Raw genomic sequence first — 16,472 nt, 5'->3', positions numbered from 1 at the left:
ATATTCACCTCATTTTTAAAATAGACTTGATCGGTTCAAACGTTTTTCGATGATGCTCAGTTGGCCCATATTGTTTAATCATCTCCACATGTTCTTTCGTTCCATATCCTGCGTGTTTGTTAAATAAATAAAGTGGAAACGTTTCATGTAGTTGATCCATATACTCGTCTCTGGCTGTTTTAGCAAGTATCGATGCCGCCGCAATCGCTAAACTTTGCGCATCCCCCTTAATGATAGAGTGTGTCTCTATATCAATTGGTAGCTTCATAGCGTCTACAAGTACTACAGAGGGACGTTTATGTAAATGAAGGACCGATTCAGTCATGGACTGTTTTGTTGCCTCGTAAATATTTAATTCATCAATTTTTTCAACCGGTTGAAAATGAATAAAATAACTGATTGCATTGTTTTTAATAATGGTTGCTAGTTCATTGCGTTTTATTTTGGAAAGTTGCTTAGAATCGTTTAAGCCAATCAATTCTTCAGCTTGTGTATTTAAAATGACAGCTGCTGTTACTACAGGTCCCGCTAATGGTCCCCTGCCCGCTTCGTCTACTCCAGCTACTAAATCAAGTTCGTTTGCACAAAAACTGCGATCAAATAATATCTTTTCATCATGCGCTTGTTTTTCTAGCAGTAACTTTTGCTGCTTTCTTTTCCAACTACTAATTAATTTCTGTGCACCTACTCTAGTATCATTTTCTAGCTCCGTAAACCAAGTTTCTGAACCGGTTGCATGCTCTAATTTCTCTTTCATCTCTTTCAAACTTAACATATTCACATCTACTTTCTCTTGCTTACTATTATGTATCGGTTGATTTATCGATTAATTAAAAAAGTGCTTACATATTTTCTTTTTTTCTAACTAATTGGAATCTATATATCACATTATAGGGAAACTGCGCGGCAGTGAGTTGAATGAAGTAGCCACTGGGATTTCCGCTACGGGGCGGACGCTTTCCACGGGCACGGCTTCAATCTCCTCGGAGCTCTCGCTCCTGCGGGGCTTTCAGCTCGTACTGTTCCCGTCGGAGTCGCCACCCCTTCGCTACAATCCAATAGAGTATGCTATTTACTCCATAATGAGACACTAAATTTAGTACTATGTTGCATTTTCTATGGGTGAAAACCTTTGATTAGTTGAAAAGATATACTATCTAGCGATTGTTGGGACCCATTGCTTGAATGGCTAATAACAACCTTCCCTATAATTTATACTGTACATAAAATTATTTTAAATAAGAAACAGCTTGACAGTGGTAACTAAATTAAAGAGCTTTTTTGCATTTAATTATGGATTAGTCAGCAAGTTCTATTGATTGAAGCGCAAGGCGGCGACACCTGCGGGATCAGCGGGACAGGTGAGACCCCGCAGGAGCGTGCGACGAGGAGGCTCACCGCCCGCCCCGCGGAAAGCGTCCGCCTGGAGCGGAAATCAATTACCTTTGCCGTATCTCTTTACCGCGCAGTTTCCCTAAACTGTCTTATATCATAAATTTTATTACATCCCCAAAACAAGAAAACCCTTTTTACCATATGGCAAGAAGGGTATTTTTCGCATTAATATTCTTCTACAAAATCGAAAGTCAATCGACCAAGATGGAGACTACGTACGTCACGAACGATTAACTCTGCCACTTGATCGTAATCTATTTCTCCGCCACCTGCATAACATCTCCGCAGCTTTCCTATATGGTCGAACGTTTCGACTAAATCTTCGCTAACCTCTGATAGCTGATATCGTTCTTGCATACGCTTTGGATAATGCTCCTGTAGGAAACGAAGCCCGTAAACAGCTAGATCTTCCATGTTGATGACCGCATCTTTTATCGCACCAGTAAGTGCTAGCTTATATCCAACTTGTTGATCCTCAAACTTTGGCCAAAGAATACCTGGTGTATCGAGTAATTCAATTTCTTTTTCCACTTTGATCCATTGTTGTTTTTTTGTTACGCCGGGTGTATTACCTGTTCTAGCAATATTTTTCTTTGCAAATCGGTTAATGAGTGTAGATTTCCCTACATTCGGAATTCCAACAATCATCGCTCGAATTGCACGAGGTTTAATGCCACGGTCTTTCATTCGATCCCATTTCGGCTTTAAAAGCTCTTTAGCGGCTTTAAAAACCGTTTGGAGACCTTTTCCCTCTAAAGAGTTTATCGCAACAGCAGGATGTCCTTTTGACTCAAAATAAGCTATCCATTTTTTTGTTTGCGCTTCATCTGCCATATCCATTTTGTTAAGGATAAGCAATCTCGTTTTTTGATGAACTACTTCATCAATCATCGGATTTCTGGAAGACAACGGTAAACGTGCATCTATTAATTCAAAAATGATATCCACTAGTTTTAAGTTTTCCGTTACTTCTCTTCTCGCTTTGGCCATATGACCAGGAAACCATTGAATCGTCATTTTTGTACCACCTTCTTTACTTCACAAAACCAATATCATCCATAGGCCAAAATACGAAGTTCGTGTTTCCAATCACTTCATCAATCGCTACTAGACCAATATGTCGGCTATCTTTACTATACAAACGATTATCTCCCATAACGAATATGTATCCTTCAGGGATTTTATTCTCTTGTGTAATATCTTCTAAAGTGAAGTCACCTGTTAATGTTCCTTCAGTAATTTCGCTTTTATACTGCTCTAAATATGGTTCTGGTAATTCTTTTCCATTAATAAATAATTGATCATTTTTAAATTCTACATGATCGCCAGGTAAACCAATCACCCGTTTAATATAATTCTTTTGTTCTGGTGCATGAAATACTACTATATCGTAACGATCTGGTCCGCCAATCATGTATCCAATTTTGTTAACAACCATACGATCGCCATTTTTTAAAGTAGGCATCATCGATTCTCCGTCTACTACAATTGGTGTAAATAAAAAGAAACGAATTATTGCTGCGAGTCCAAAAGCGATCAAAAGAGCTTTCGACCATTCCCATAATTCATTCTTTTCTTTTTTTACTTGTTCCATCAATTTGCCTCCTTTATTCACTCTCTATATTGTACAAGGAAAATTAGTTTCAAGCAAAAAGAATGACATCATTTCTTTTGAAAAGCAAAAATGTTGTAGCAAAAGTGGCATCACCTTCACTACAACATTTACTTTTACTATTAGCGACGTTCTTTAATACGAGCTGCTTTACCGCGTAGTTCACGTAAGTAGTACAATTTAGCACGACGAACTTTACCACGACGAACAACTTCTAAGTTTGCAATTTTTGGTGTGTGTACTGGGAAAGTACGTTCAACACCAACGCCAGAAGAAATTTTACGAACTGTGAAAGTTTCGCTGATTCCGCCTCCACGACGTTTAATTACAACACCTTCGTACATTTGAATACGTTCACGAGTTCCCTCTACTACCTTAACGTGTACACGAACTGTGTCACCAGGACGGAAAGTTGGAAGATCTGTACGTAATTGTTCTTTAGTGATTTCTGCAATAATGTTTTGCATCATTTTCTCTCCTTCTCTAGAATGCTCTTACACACATTAACTGTTGCAGCGGAACACCCAAAATCAGTACTTTACATAAAAGTACATAATAGAATATATCATAACTAGTTGTTACTTGCAATTATAATTTGCTTTTTAATTCATTAATTAATTGTTTTTCTTTGTCACTTAATTCAACCTGGTCTAACAAATCTGGTCTTCTTTCCACCGTTCGTTTTAGCGACTGTTCTCTTCTCCATTTATCAATGGCCGCATGATTACCTGACAACAAAACATCTGGCACTTTATAGCCGCGATATTCTACCGGACGGGTATAATGCGGATGCTCTAATAGTCCAGTCGAAAAAGAATCTTGTTCATGTGAGGCAGCTTTTCCAAGTACATTCGGTAATAGTCTTACAACACTATCCACCACAGTCATTGCAGCTAGCTCACCACCGGTAAGCACAAAATCTCCAATGGAAATCTCATCTGTCACTAAATGCTCTCGTATACGTTCATCATAGCCTTCATAATGACCACAAATGAAGATAAGTTCCTCTTCTTTTGCAAGTTCTTCTGCTTTTTGCTGCGTAAATCGCTCGCCTTGAGGGCAAAGAAGAATAATACGTCGTTTATGTTCCGAATGTTGAACAAGCGACTCTACCGCATTAAAAATGGGTTCTGGCTTTAACACCATCCCGGCTCCGCCACCATATGGATAATCATCTACTTGGTGATGCTTGTTTCCTGCAAACTCTCGAAAATTAACTACATTAATCGTAACTTCTTCTTTTTCCTGCGCTTTTTTCAAAATAGAGGAATTAAAAACCCCCGTAAACATTTCCGGAAAAAGCGAAAGAATATGAATGTTCATCATGATAATAAACCATCCAACACGTCAATCGTAATTTTCTTATTCGCAATATCGACCGTTTTCACAACATCCTCGATATACGGAATATAATGGGTTTTCCCTTTTACAGGTTGAACTGCCCAAACGTCATTAGCACCGGTTTGAATAATTTCTGTAACTGTTCCGATTGCCTCACCTTCCAATGATTCAACCGAGCAGCCAATAATTTCATGGTAATAAAATTCATTCTCTTCTAAATCTGAAAGATACTTCTCCGATACTTTCAATACAGCATCTCTGAAAGCTTCTACATCTTTTAATAATGTATAACCTTCAAATGTCAATAAATCAAAGTTTTTGTGCTTACGATGACTAGCCACTTTGACGATAATCGGTTTAGATCCATCCGCTTTATAAAGTCCAAGCTCGCTTCCTACTTCATAGCGTTCATCTGCAAAGTCAGTAGTTGAAATAACACGAACTTCTCCCCAAATACCATGCGTGTTTACAATTTTACCAACATTAAACCATTCCATCTATAATTACCTCCTATCATAAAAGCGCAAGTGCCTATGTCTGCCCCGACAGGCAAGGCGCTAGAGCTGGATCTATCAAAAAAGGAAGAACAAAGTGTTCTCCCTTAATCTTGAATGTCGACATATGTTTTTTTCTTTTGGTGACTGCCTGCTGCTGAGTAAACAATAGTGCGAATGGCTTTTGCTACTCGCCCTTGTTTGCCAATTACTTTCCCCATATCTTCAGGATGAACAGAAAGTTTATAAACTATACGGTTTACATTCTCCTCTTCTTCAACTTGAACTTTATCAGGATAATCAACTAATGGTTTAACGATTGCCTCGATCAGCTGCTTCACATTGTCCCCTCCGATTATTTGCCGATTTTTGCGTTATGGAATTTTTCCATAATTCCTTGTTCTGAGAACAAGTTACGTACTGTATCAGATGGTTTCGCACCGTCTTGAAGCCATTTTAACGCTAATTCTTCGTTAATTTTAACTTCAGCTGGTTTTGTAAGTGGGTTGTAAGTACCTACTGTTTCAATTTGACGACCATCACGTGGTGAGCGAGAGTCTGCTACTACAATACGATAGAAAGGAGATTTTTTTGCTCCCATACGTTTTAAACGAATTTTAACTGCCATTTTTATTGCACCTCCGAATAGTTTCACACAAGATAGTATATTATCAAGCTTTTATTTGTTTGTAAAGTGTTTTTTCTTAACACCTTATTTTTTTCTAGAAATTTTACTTAAAAAGTGAGTCTAAACCAGGCATTCTCATCTTTTTCTTTCCTTTTTGTTGCATGTTCGTCATTTGTTTCATCATTTTTTTCATGTCTTCAAATTGCTTCAATAATCTGTTTACATCTTGAATCGATGTTCCAGATCCTTTGGCAATTCGTTTTTTTCTTGGACCGTTGATAATTTCAGGGGTTGTTTTTTCTTTTGCCGTCATCGAGTAAATAATGGCTTCTACACGATCCATTTGCTTTTCATCGACTTTCGCATTTTCCAACCCTTTAATCTTACCTGCTCCTGGTAGCATCTTCAGAATTTCATCTAATGGTCCCATTTGTTTAACTTGGCTAAGTTGCTCCAAAAAGTCATCAAATGTAAAAGACTGCGTACGGAATTTTTCTTCTAATTCCTTCGCTTTTTCTTCGTCTACATTTGCTTGCGCTTTTTCGATAAGAGACATCATATCTCCCATACCTAAAATACGAGAAGCCATACGTTCAGGGTGGAAGGCTTCTAAAGCATCCATCTTTTCGCCCATCCCGACAAATTTAATAGGCTTTTGCGTTACAGAACGAATAGATAAAGCCGCACCACCACGAGTATCCCCATCCAGTTTCGTTAAGAGAACACCTGTGATGCCAAGCGTTTCGTTAAAATTATTCGCAACATTGACTGCGTCTTGCCCCGTCATCGCATCGACAACCAAGAAGATTTCGTCTGGTTCTTTTATGGCACGAATGTCTTTTAACTCCTGCATAAGCGTTTCGTCAATATGAAGTCGACCTGCTGTATCAATCATTACAACATCATGATGCTCTTCTTTTGCATGTTCAAGTGCCTGTTTGACAATTTCTACAGGCGAAACATCTGTCCCTAATGCAAAAACCGGTAAAGATAACTGTTTCCCAAGCGTTTCTAGCTGTTTTATTGCAGCCGGTCGATAAATATCTGCGGCCACAAGTAAAGGCTTTTTGTTGTATTTTTTGCGCAGTACGTTTGCTAACTTCCCAGTAGTAGTGGTTTTACCTGCACCTTGAAGCCCAACCATCATAATGACAGTCGGAGGTCTCGTTGCAAAAGAAATCTGACTTTGCTCCCCACCCATTAACTCCGTTAGTTCATCTTTAACGATTTTAATGACATGCTGGCCAGGAGTTAAACTTTTCATCACTTCTTGACCAACTGCTCGTTCGGATACATTTTTGACGAATTCTTTTACGACTTTTAAGTTAACATCCGCTTCGATTAACGCACGTCTTACATCTTTCATCATTTCTTTTACATCTGCTTCAGAAATTTTTCCTTTGCCTTTGATTTTCTGAAGCGTCCCTTGGAGTCGCTCAGCTAATCCTTCAAATGCCATGCACGCCGCCTCCTAATCCCATTCTTTTAATTGATTAATGAGTTGAATCAGTGTTTCTTCAGATGATTGATCTTTTACTACTAGCAATAGCTCATCAATCGTTTCTTGCCGTTTTTCAAATTTCGTAAACAGATTAAGCTTCTCTTCATATTCTTCTAGCATTGCCTCTGTTCTCCGAATATTATCATAAACTGCTTGTCTCGAAATATCATATTCCTCTGCTATTTCTCCAAGTGATAAATCATCTAAATAATAAAGCTGCATATAGCTTCTTTGTTTATCGGTTAATAGAGCTTGATAGAAATCGAATAAAAAATTCATACGAGTTGTTTTTTCAATCATTTCCATCTCTCCTATTCAATTGTCATTCTCTAGTTTAGTAACTGCTGATGCATCTGTCAAGTAAAATTACTTGTCTGATTCATTTTCACTTTCGTGCTCTAGACCTTCTGCAAAAAGTCCATATACATATTTCTCTGCATCAAACGGCTGTAGGTCATCCATTTGTTCACCAAGCCCAACGTATTTAACCGGTATATGCAACTTCGTACGAATAGCTAACACAATACCACCTTTTGCAGTACCATCTAACTTTGTTAATACGATACCTGTAACATTTGTAGCTTCTTTAAAGGTTTGTGCTTGCACTAATGCATTTTGACCTGTTGTAGCGTCTAAAGCAAGTAATACCTCATGCGGAGCGTTCGGTATTTCCCGAGAAATAACGCGATGAATTTTCTCTAATTCATTCATTAAGTTAACTTTGTTTTGCAGACGACCTGCAGTATCACATATTAAAACATCTGCATTTCTATTTTTTGCTGCTCTAATAGCGTCGTACATAACTGCAGCTGGGTCAGAGCCTTCTGCTTGTTTAATCACTTCTACACCTACTCGGTCGCCCCAAACTTGAAGTTGGTCAATGGCTCCTGCACGGAATGTATCTCCGGCAGCAAGCATTACTTTTTTTCCTTCTCCTTTTAGACGATGCGCAAGTTTTCCAATTGTAGTAGTTTTTCCCACGCCATTTACTCCGACAAATAAAATAACAGATAATCCCTCGTTTTCCAATTGGAGTTCCGTTATATTCTCTTCGCCAGCTTCATAAATTTCTACTAGCTTTTCGGAAATAACTGACTGAATTCCTGCTGTGTCTTTTATATTTTTACGCTGTACTTCAAAGCGTAATGCTTCCATTAGCTCGTCTACCGTTTCAAAACCAACGTCCGCTTGCAGTAAAATTTCTTCTAATTCTTCAAAGAACTCTTCATCTACTTTACGGTACTTTGCCACAAGATCATTTACTTTAGAAGTAAATTGATTTCTCGTTTTAGCTAATCCTTCTTTAAACTTGTTTGTTACCGTAACAGTCTCTTGGACTTCTTCTGTTGTACCAAGCATTTTATCTTTTAGCTTTTTAAAAAAACTCATCCATATAAACTCCTTTACGTCACTAATTGTTCTTCTAGTTTAACAGAAACTAATTTAGAAATTCCTGATTCTTGCATCGTAATACCATACAAGACATCCGCACCTTCCATCGTTCCTTTTCGATGGGTAATCACGATAAACTGTGTATCATGACTGAATTTTTTCAAATAATCACTATAACGAGTGACATTTGCTTCATCTAGCGCTGCTTCGACCTCATCCAAAATACAGAATGGTACTGGTCTTGTATGAAGAATAGCAAACAACAATGCTATCGCTGTAAGTGCACGCTCCCCACCTGACAGTAAGGAAAGGTTTTGCAATTTCTTCCCTGGAGGCTGGGCGATAATATCAACACCAGTGTCTAGTAATGAAGTTGGATCTGTAAGGATAAGGTCAGCCTGCCCACCACCGAACAATTCACGGAATACTACTTTAAAATGTTTCTGTATTTCCTGGAAGGTAGTTTCAAAACGAATGGTCATTTCTTCGTCCATCTCTTTTATCACTTCATGCAATGTTTCTTGAGCAGAGAGCAAATCCTCTCTTTGTTCGGTCAAAAATGCATGACGTTCACTGACTTGTTCGAATTCTTGAATGGAACCCAAATTAATCGGTCCAAGTTCTTCAATAGAAAGTTTTAATAGCTTCACTTTTTTGCGAGCCAAATCTTCTTCCAGATCAAACGGGAAATCGCGTTCAGCCTCTTCTAAAGTCATTTCATACGTATCTTCTAGATGATTTTGTAAAGTATGCATCTCTACTTCTAGCTTACTGAGCTTAATCTCTAGTTCTCGTTCCATATTTGCATGAATGTTTGCTTCATTTTGTACAGATTTCAAGGTATGCTCGAGTTTACTTATTTGATGCACAAGGTCCAGCCTATTTGTTTTGCCAGATTGAATTTGTTCGATCAATTGATCCTTTTTCTCTTTCAATTGCGCGATCAGTAAAACTAGCTCTTCGGCAGAAGTACCACTTTGTTCATCATTTTCGTACCATGCAATTTCTTTCTGTAATGACTCTACTTTTTGGTTACTCGTTAAAATGGAGCTTTCCAACTGCGCTTTTTCTTTTTCTTGCTGGGAAACTTGTTCGTTTACGACAGCGATATGAGATAGTAGCTTCCCAAGTTCATTTTGAAACTTATCTTTTTCTACAATCGATTGTTGTTTCAACAATTGTAGTTGGTCAATTGTTTGAGTAATTGTAGCTAATGATTCCTTAATCTCCGCGTTTCTAATCGCAGTTTGTTCTTTTTTACGAACTAGGTTCTCTTGTAGATGATTTTTTTCCGTTTTTTCCTCATCGTATTCTAATAATTGATGCGTAAGTCTAGAAATGATTGCGGCACATTCTCTCGTTTCGGAAAGTACTCGAAGTTCCTCTCCTCGCAATGTTTCACCTGCAAGACGAGTTTCCTCTAACTCAATTTTTAGCTGCTGAACTTCTTGTTTCCTTGAAGAAACAGCTTTTTCTGCTTGATATACAGACTTTTCTAGTTCAACAAGCTTGTCATTTAGTTGATCCAACTCTGCTTTACGTGTAAATAGCGATGATTGCTGTTTTACCGAACCACCGGTCAGTGATCCCCCTGCATTGACTACATCTCCGTCTAACGTGACAAATCGGTACTTAAACTGTAAACGAGACGCCATTTCATTTGCGCCTTTTAAATCTTTGGCAATAATAATACTCCCAAGTAAATTTTCCACAATAATTTGATAGCCATCACTATAGTTTACAAGCTTATCCGCTGTATTGACAAACGATGGATGTCCGCTAATCGAAGCTAGAGTATGCTCGTTTAATTTACGAGACTTCATCACTTGGAGTGGTAAAAATGTTGCTCTACCAACCCTTTTCTTTTTCAACCATTCAATCGCCATTCGTGCATCTTGGCTCGTATCTGTAATAATATGCTGAGATTGCTGGCCAATAGCCGTATCAATTGCATTCATGTATTCAGGTGGAATTTGGATCAGCTCAGCTACAGCTCCATGAATTCCTTGTAATTCCTTTTTGTCTCTAGCTTTTAATACTTCTTTTACGCCCTGGAAAAATCCGGAGAACTCAGATTCTAGTTCTTCTAGCGAATCTTTTCTTGCTTGCATTTGATGCTTCATCTGATACGCTTTTTGGAGCATGGTTTGCTGCTCTTCAAATGTCGTCTCTAGTTGTTCTGATGCTTTTCTCTTCTGCCCAAAGTCACTTAGTTTTTGTTCTAATTCTTTTTGACAGGTTGCTAGCAATTTGTCTAATTCCTGTTTACGAGAAGTAAGTTTTTCTAACTCTTCTTTTATGTCCCGATAGTCTTCAATCATTTTTTCGGAAGAAACATGTTCAAAATGCAATTGCTGCTCCATATGCTTCATTTCATTTTTCATCGTTGCTTCTTCATTTAATAGATCAATATACTTGCTTTTCAACTCTTCTATTTCATCTTCTACTTCGGAGGCAGATTTACTTAATACAAGATCAATTTGATGCTTTTTAGCACGAAGCTCTTTTAGCAGAAGCTGTTTTTCTGATTTGGAAACATTATTTTCTTTTAATTGTTGTTCAAAAGAAACAAGTTTTTCTTGTTCCTCTTCTAGCGCTTTTCTTAGCTGAGAAATTTGCTGACTGGCATTATGTTGCTTTTCTGCGAGTAAAAGCTTACGACCTTCTAAACGTTCTAGTTCAGAGCTTGTCTCTACTAGTTCACTTTGTTCTGCATCTAGCTTTTCGTCTATTTGAGACATTGTTTTTCGATCTTTTTGAATAGAAGCTTCCATCGTATGAATTTGTTCTAAAAGTGATTGTTTTGTTTCTTCCATGGCTTGTAATTTACTATGTAATGTAGCATTTTCTTGAACATATAATCGTAAATCATGTGCAATTACAGCAATCTCAATACCTTTTAGCTCCTCGGACATTCGCAAATAGTCAGATGCAAGAGAAGACTGAATTTGTAAAGGCTCCATCCGACCGTCTAATTCATGTAATATATCTAGTACACGATTCAAATTATCATCTGTTTCGATCAGTTTAAATTCCGCTTTCTTTTTACGCTGCTTGTATTTTAGTACTCCAGCAGTTTCCTCAAAAATAGTTCTTCTATCTTCCGGACGGCTATTTAAAATCTCATCGACCCGCCCCTGCGAAATAATGGAAAAAGCTTCTTTTCCAAGACCAGAATCCATAAACAAATCGGTAATATCCTTCAACCTACATGATTGTTTGTTCAATAAATATTCGCTATCGCCGGATCTAAAAACCCTTCTAGTTACGCTTATTTCTGCAAAATCAAGCGGAACTAAATTGTCCGAGTTATCTAGTATCAATGTAACTTCTGCAAAGTTTAGGGCTTTTCTAGAATCGCTTCCTGCAAAAATAACATCTTCCATTTTCGCACCACGTAATGATTTAGCTGATTGTTCGCCCAGTACCCAACGTATTGCATCGGTCACATTACTTTTTCCACTACCATTTGGACCTACAACCGCTGTAACTCCTGGTACAAAATCTATACCAATTCGGTCTGCAAATGACTTAAAACCAATAATTTCTAATCTTTTAAGGAACAATGATTATTCCCCCTGTTCTTGATCCTTTATTGCAAGTATTGCTAGTCTTGCTGCTTGTTGCTCTGCTTCTTTTTTAGAACGACCCTTACCAATACCTAATTCTTTTGCGTTTAGTAAGACACGCGAAACGAACGTACGATTATGCGCCGGTCCTTTTTCCTCTACAATTTCATAGCTAAGTGTTCCATTGTTATGCTGTTGAACAACTTCTTGTAACTGACTTTTATAATCCATCACATGCGAAAAAGCACCGAGTTCTATTTTCGGAAAAACAATTTTTTGTAAGAAGGAGACAACTTCATCTAACCCTTGATCCAAATATAATGCGCCGACAAACGCCTCAAAAACGTCTGCAAGTAACGCTGGTCTTTCCCGTCCGCCTGTTAGTTCCTCTCCTTTTCCAAGCAATACATATTTACCAAAGTTTAACTCATTGGCAAATAACACAAGCGAAGGCTCACAAACGATTGCCGCACGAAGCTTTGTTAACTCCCCTTCACTCATCATAGTATATTGTTGAAACAAATATTGGGAAACAGATAATTCTAATACGGCGTCACCAAGAAATTCTAAGCGTTCATTATCGGCAAAAAATTTCCGTCGATGCTCATTCACATAGGATGAATGGGTAAAGGCTTGATACAATAGTGCTGGATTATTAAATTGAATTTGAAAATGCTGTTGAAATTGTTCAAACTTTTCTTTTACATTTTCAGAGAATACTGCTTTTCTGATTTGATTATTTTTGCGATTTACTTTCATGAATAATCTGCCTTCCTCACTTTTTTCACTTTTTCACGTATGCTTTTAAGTTTACCTGTTTATAAAGCATTGTGCAAAAAGAAATAGAGACGTCCTACTTATTCACCCGGAATAATAGAACGTCTCTTTTCGCTATTTGTCATTAGCTTTGTTTACTTTCAATATAGCTAACTGCACTACCTACAGTTGAAATGTTTTCAGCATCTTCATCTGAAATTTCCATATCGAACTCATCTTCCAGTTCCATTACTAATTCAACTACATCTAGGGAGTCAGCACCTAGATCATCACGGAAAGATGCTTCTAGTTTCACTTCGCTTTCGTCTACACCTAGACGATCCACGATTACTTTTGTTACGCGTTCTAATACTGTTGACACATTAGTCACCTCCCCTCAATGATTATACAAAATTCTCTCGCCTAATGAAAGAGGAGATTACATGAACATTCCACCGTTTACATGAAGCGTTTGCCCAGTTATATAGTTTGCATCATCGGAAGCTAAAAAAGCAACTGCTTTTGCAACATCTTCCGTGTTACCAAACTTAGCAAGTGGAATTTGGCTCAACATTTGTGCTTTCACTTCTTCCGGAAGGGCATCCGTCATATCTGTAGTGATAAATCCTGGCGCAACCGAGTTCACTGTAATATTACGACTTGCTAGCTCCAATGCCGACGTTTTAGTTAATCCAATAACACCAGCTTTAGCCGCTACATAGTTCGCTTGCCCTGGATTACCTGATACACCAACGATGGATGTAATATTAATAATACGGCCAGCACGTTGCTTCATCATTTGTCGTGTGACAGCTTTCGTGCATAGGAATACGCCTTTTAAGTTCGTATTAAGCACATCGTCCCACTCTTGCTCTTTCATGCGCATTAGGAGATTATCGCGTGTAATACCAGCATTATTTACTAAAATATCAATCGAACCGAATTGTTCAAGTGTTGCGCTCACTAATTCTTTAATATCTTCTGATTGATCTACATTTGCTTGAATAGCGAATGCTTCGCCACCAAGTGCTTTAATTTCTTCTACTACCGCTTCTGCTTTTTCTTTGCTTCCGCTATAGTTAACCGCAACTTTTGCACCTTCTTTTGCTAGGTAAAGTGCAATGTCTTTTCCAATTCCGCGAGATGCTCCTGTAACAATTGCTGATTTTCCGTCTAATTTACCCATTTACATTCTCTCCTAACAAATCCATTACTTGCTGCAATGATTCCTCATCATGTACACAATACGTCGTAACAGAACGATCGATTTTTTTCACTAATCCACTCAACACTTTTCCTGGACCACATTCGATAAATGTAGTGACACCCAGTTCGATCATCTTCCCAATGGATTCTTCCCATCGTACAGGTGAATAAAGCTGTTCCACTAATAGGTTTTTAATAGACGCACTTTCAGTCACTGGAAGTGCTGTTACATTCGAAATAACCGGAATTTCCGCTTCCTTTAAGTCTATGGAAGAAATAGCATCATCTAATTTAGCGGCTGCTGGTCGCATTAACTCCGAATGGAATGGTCCGCTTACTACTAATGAGATTGCTCTTTTCGCACCAGCTTCTTTTGCTTTAACAGAAGCTTCTTCTACTCCAGCAGCAGTTCCAGAAATAACGATTTGTCCTGGGCAATTTAAGTTGGCTACTTGTACAGTTTCGCCATTTGCAGTTACTTCTTTTGTTACTTCGATTAATGAGTCTTTGTCCAGCCCTAAAATAGCGGCCATTGCCCCTTCTCCAGCAGGTACTGCTTCATTCATAAAAAGACCTCTTTTATGAACCAACAAAACAGCATCTTCAAAACTCATTACACCGGAAGTTACAAGTGCGGAATACTCTCCTAGACTGTGCCCAGCCGTATAATCTGGAGAAATACCTGCGTCAAGCAACTTTTTCGCCACCATCGTACTAGTTGTCAGTAGAGCAGGTTGTGCATTGTAAGTTTTCGTTAATTCCTCCGCTGGACCTTCTAGCATAATGTTCGATAAAGAAAATCCTAATACTTCATCCGCTTGCTCATAATATTTTTTACTATCTTGATTACTTTCAATCAGTTGCTGACCCATCCCAACAGATTGGGAGCCTTGTCCTGGAAAAATAAATGCAATTTTAGTCATTGGATAATTCCTTTCTTAATGTACTATGAATAATTCCACACACGTCGTACTCAACCATCGTTCTTGCTTGGCGGATTGCATGGAAAATAGCGTTCGCATTGGAAGAACCATGCGCTTTAATAACAGGTGCTTTTAAACCGAATAACCCAGCACCACCATACTCCGTATAGTCTAGCTTGTTTTTCAATCCTCGAAGCTGGTCTTTAACTAATAAAGCGGAGAGTTTTGTTTTTGTAGAAGTATTAAACGCTTCTTTTAGCAAAGTAAAAATGCTTGATGCTGTACCCTCAATTGTTTTTAACACCATATTACCTGTAAAGCCATCTGTCACTACTACATCTGCAACGCCACTTAGCAAGTCTCGAGACTCCACATTGCCGATAAAGTTAATCGGTGCATTTTTCAATAATTCGAAAGCAGCTTTTGTTAGATCGTTTCCTTTAATATCTTCTGTCCCGATATTTAATAGCCCAACACGGGGGTTTGCAATTCCACGAACTTTTTCTGCATAAACGCTTCCCATAACTGCAAACTGCTCTAAATGTTCTGGCTTTGCATCTGAGTTTGCTCCTAAATCCAACATGACAAATCCTTTTCCATCGAGCGTCGGCAAAGTAGGGGCAAGCGCCGGACGATCTACTTGGTCGATACGTCCAACAACAAACAACCCAGCAGCCATTAAAGCACCTGTGTTTCCAGCTGACACACAAGCATCTGATTCACCGTTTTTCACAGATTCAGCCATTTTGACTAAGGAAGAATTTTTCTTTCTGCGAATGGCACGTACAGGTTCATCCGTCCCTTCAATCACTTCCTCTGTGTGGATCACTTTTAATCGGTCATGTACTTTAAGGAGGGGGTTTAACTGTTGTTCGTTTCCGTACAACTGGATTTCAATATCATCAAAAGCTTGTAGCGCTTCATATACACCTTTTACAATTTCATGTGGGGCATTATCTCCCCCCATTGCATCAATGGAAATTTTCATTTGTCATCACCTTTATTTAAGACTTTGTTACTCGGTACATACTAAATTGACCGATAAAAACGGTATCATTTTCTACTTTACTAGTCACTTCGATTAGCGTGCTATTTTTTTCTGTATCGCTAGATAGAACGACTGCTTTTGCAATTACTCTATCTCCTGCTTTAACAGGTTTCACAAACGTAATCGTAGACTTTCGAGTAAGTGCTAATTCATCATTTATAACAGCTACCGCTAAGGAATTTGCTTGTGCAAACAAGTGATGCCCCCTTGCAATGCCATTTCTTGCAAATACATGGTCTTGTGTAATATCCAATATGGAAATAGCTTGTTTATCTAAATCAATATCGATAATTTCTCCAATTACCTCATTTAGCGGAAGTGACTTAACTTCTTCTCCAAAATTATGTGCCGCCACTGATTTTATTCGTTCACGTAATTCTGGGATAGATAACTCCATTCGATCAAGACGAATCGTTTGAACGCTTACGTTAAAGGTCGAAGCCAATTGTTCATCTGTGATAAATGGATTTTTCTCTAATGTCTCTAGAAGTAGTTGTTGTCTGTCTTTTTTAGTGTATTTCATCCAATCACCACCATTTTAGCACTTGGTACTAATATCAGTATATAAATATTAAAAAAAGAATGCAAGAATAGATTCACATCTATC

At 38.2% G+C, this 16,472-nt stretch carries 18 protein-coding genes; all 18 read right to left on the bottom strand.

All coding sequences use genetic code 11. The annotated features are described in order from the left end of the window. Positions 1-4: 4 nt before the first annotated feature. Complete coding sequence (locus tag FG382_RS04745; protein WP_142537827.1) at positions 5-775, bottom strand: ribonuclease HII; 771 nt, start codon at positions 773-775, stop codon at positions 5-7. A 785-nt stretch (positions 776-1,560) separates the two neighbouring features. Continuing rightward, a complete protein-coding gene (gene ylqF, locus FG382_RS04740) occupies positions 1,561-2,412 on the bottom strand; it encodes a ribosome biogenesis GTPase YlqF (RefSeq protein WP_142537744.1) in 852 nt (283 codons plus the stop codon). Between the two features lie 16 nt (positions 2,413-2,428). Next, positions 2,429-2,989: a signal peptidase I gene (gene lepB / locus FG382_RS04735; RefSeq protein WP_142537743.1), complete on the bottom strand. Its 561-nt coding sequence runs from the start codon at positions 2,987-2,989 to the stop codon at positions 2,429-2,431. A gap of 140 nt (positions 2,990-3,129) precedes the next feature. Next, on the bottom strand, positions 3,130-3,474 hold the full coding sequence (gene rplS / locus FG382_RS04730; protein ID WP_142537742.1) for a 50S ribosomal protein L19: 345 nt from the start codon (positions 3,472-3,474) through the stop codon (positions 3,130-3,132). Between the two features lie 121 nt (positions 3,475-3,595). After that, positions 3,596-4,330, bottom strand: a complete 735-nt coding sequence (gene trmD, locus FG382_RS04725) for a tRNA (guanosine(37)-N1)-methyltransferase TrmD (RefSeq protein WP_142537826.1) — start codon at positions 4,328-4,330, stop codon at positions 3,596-3,598. Beyond that, positions 4,330-4,845 (bottom strand): ribosome maturation factor RimM, encoded by a 516-nt coding sequence (gene rimM / locus FG382_RS04720; RefSeq protein ID WP_142537741.1) that lies wholly within the window; start codon positions 4,843-4,845, stop codon positions 4,330-4,332. Before rimM ends, trmD begins: the two co-directional genes overlap by 1 nt. A gap of 104 nt (positions 4,846-4,949) precedes the next feature. Next, the gene (locus tag FG382_RS04715; protein WP_093263322.1) at positions 4,950-5,183 is read right to left on the bottom strand and encodes a KH domain-containing protein; all 234 of its coding nucleotides are present in this window, start codon (positions 5,181-5,183) and stop codon (positions 4,950-4,952) included. Positions 5,184-5,197: 14 nt separating this feature from the next. Then, positions 5,198-5,470: a 30S ribosomal protein S16 gene (rpsP, locus tag FG382_RS04710; protein ID WP_142537740.1), complete on the bottom strand. Its 273-nt coding sequence runs from the start codon at positions 5,468-5,470 to the stop codon at positions 5,198-5,200. 103 nt (positions 5,471-5,573) lie between these two features. Further along, positions 5,574-6,929 carry a signal recognition particle protein gene (gene ffh, locus FG382_RS04705; RefSeq protein ID WP_142537739.1) on the bottom strand — a complete coding sequence of 452 codons (1,356 nt, stop codon included), beginning with the start codon at positions 6,927-6,929 and terminating at the stop codon, positions 5,574-5,576. Positions 6,930-6,941: 12 nt separating this feature from the next. Next, positions 6,942-7,271, bottom strand: coding sequence for a putative DNA-binding protein (locus FG382_RS04700; protein WP_229677260.1), 330 nt, complete (start codon positions 7,269-7,271; stop codon positions 6,942-6,944). A 66-nt stretch (positions 7,272-7,337) separates the two neighbouring features. Further along, a complete protein-coding gene (gene ftsY, locus FG382_RS04695) occupies positions 7,338-8,360 on the bottom strand; it encodes a signal recognition particle-docking protein FtsY (RefSeq protein WP_142537737.1) in 1,023 nt (340 codons plus the stop codon). A 14-nt stretch (positions 8,361-8,374) separates the two neighbouring features. Further along, entirely contained in the window at positions 8,375-11,929 is a 3,555-nt protein-coding gene (smc, locus tag FG382_RS04690) for a chromosome segregation protein SMC (RefSeq protein ID WP_142537736.1), read from the bottom strand. A gap of 3 nt (positions 11,930-11,932) precedes the next feature. Further along, the gene (gene rnc / locus FG382_RS04685; RefSeq protein ID WP_142537735.1) at positions 11,933-12,691 is read right to left on the bottom strand and encodes a ribonuclease III; all 759 of its coding nucleotides are present in this window, start codon (positions 12,689-12,691) and stop codon (positions 11,933-11,935) included. Positions 12,692-12,833: 142 nt separating this feature from the next. Further along, entirely contained in the window at positions 12,834-13,070 is a 237-nt protein-coding gene (gene acpP, locus FG382_RS04680; RefSeq protein ID WP_142537734.1) for an acyl carrier protein, read from the bottom strand. A gap of 57 nt (positions 13,071-13,127) precedes the next feature. Then, positions 13,128-13,874: a 3-oxoacyl-[acyl-carrier-protein] reductase gene (gene fabG / locus FG382_RS04675; protein ID WP_142537733.1), complete on the bottom strand. Its 747-nt coding sequence runs from the start codon at positions 13,872-13,874 to the stop codon at positions 13,128-13,130. Next, complete coding sequence (gene fabD, locus FG382_RS04670) at positions 13,867-14,817, bottom strand: ACP S-malonyltransferase (RefSeq protein ID WP_142537732.1); 951 nt, start codon at positions 14,815-14,817, stop codon at positions 13,867-13,869. Before fabD ends, fabG begins: the two co-directional genes overlap by 8 nt. Beyond that, positions 14,810-15,805, bottom strand: a complete 996-nt coding sequence (plsX, locus tag FG382_RS04665) for a phosphate acyltransferase PlsX (RefSeq protein ID WP_142537731.1) — start codon at positions 15,803-15,805, stop codon at positions 14,810-14,812. The genes fabD and plsX overlap by 8 nt, the downstream gene beginning before the upstream one ends. A 16-nt stretch (positions 15,806-15,821) precedes the next feature. Further along, positions 15,822-16,388 carry a transcription factor FapR gene (gene fapR / locus FG382_RS04660; RefSeq protein WP_142537730.1) on the bottom strand — a complete coding sequence of 189 codons (567 nt, stop codon included), beginning with the start codon at positions 16,386-16,388 and terminating at the stop codon, positions 15,822-15,824. Between the last annotated feature and the right edge of the window lie 84 nt (positions 16,389-16,472).

The organism is Psychrobacillus lasiicapitis, assembly GCF_006861795.1.
In the GTDB taxonomy this organism is placed as follows: Bacteria; Bacillota; Bacilli; order Bacillales_A; family Planococcaceae; genus Psychrobacillus; species Psychrobacillus lasiicapitis.
The sequence above is the reverse complement of the archived record's forward strand: the minus strand, read 5'-3'. Positions and strand labels throughout refer to the sequence as shown.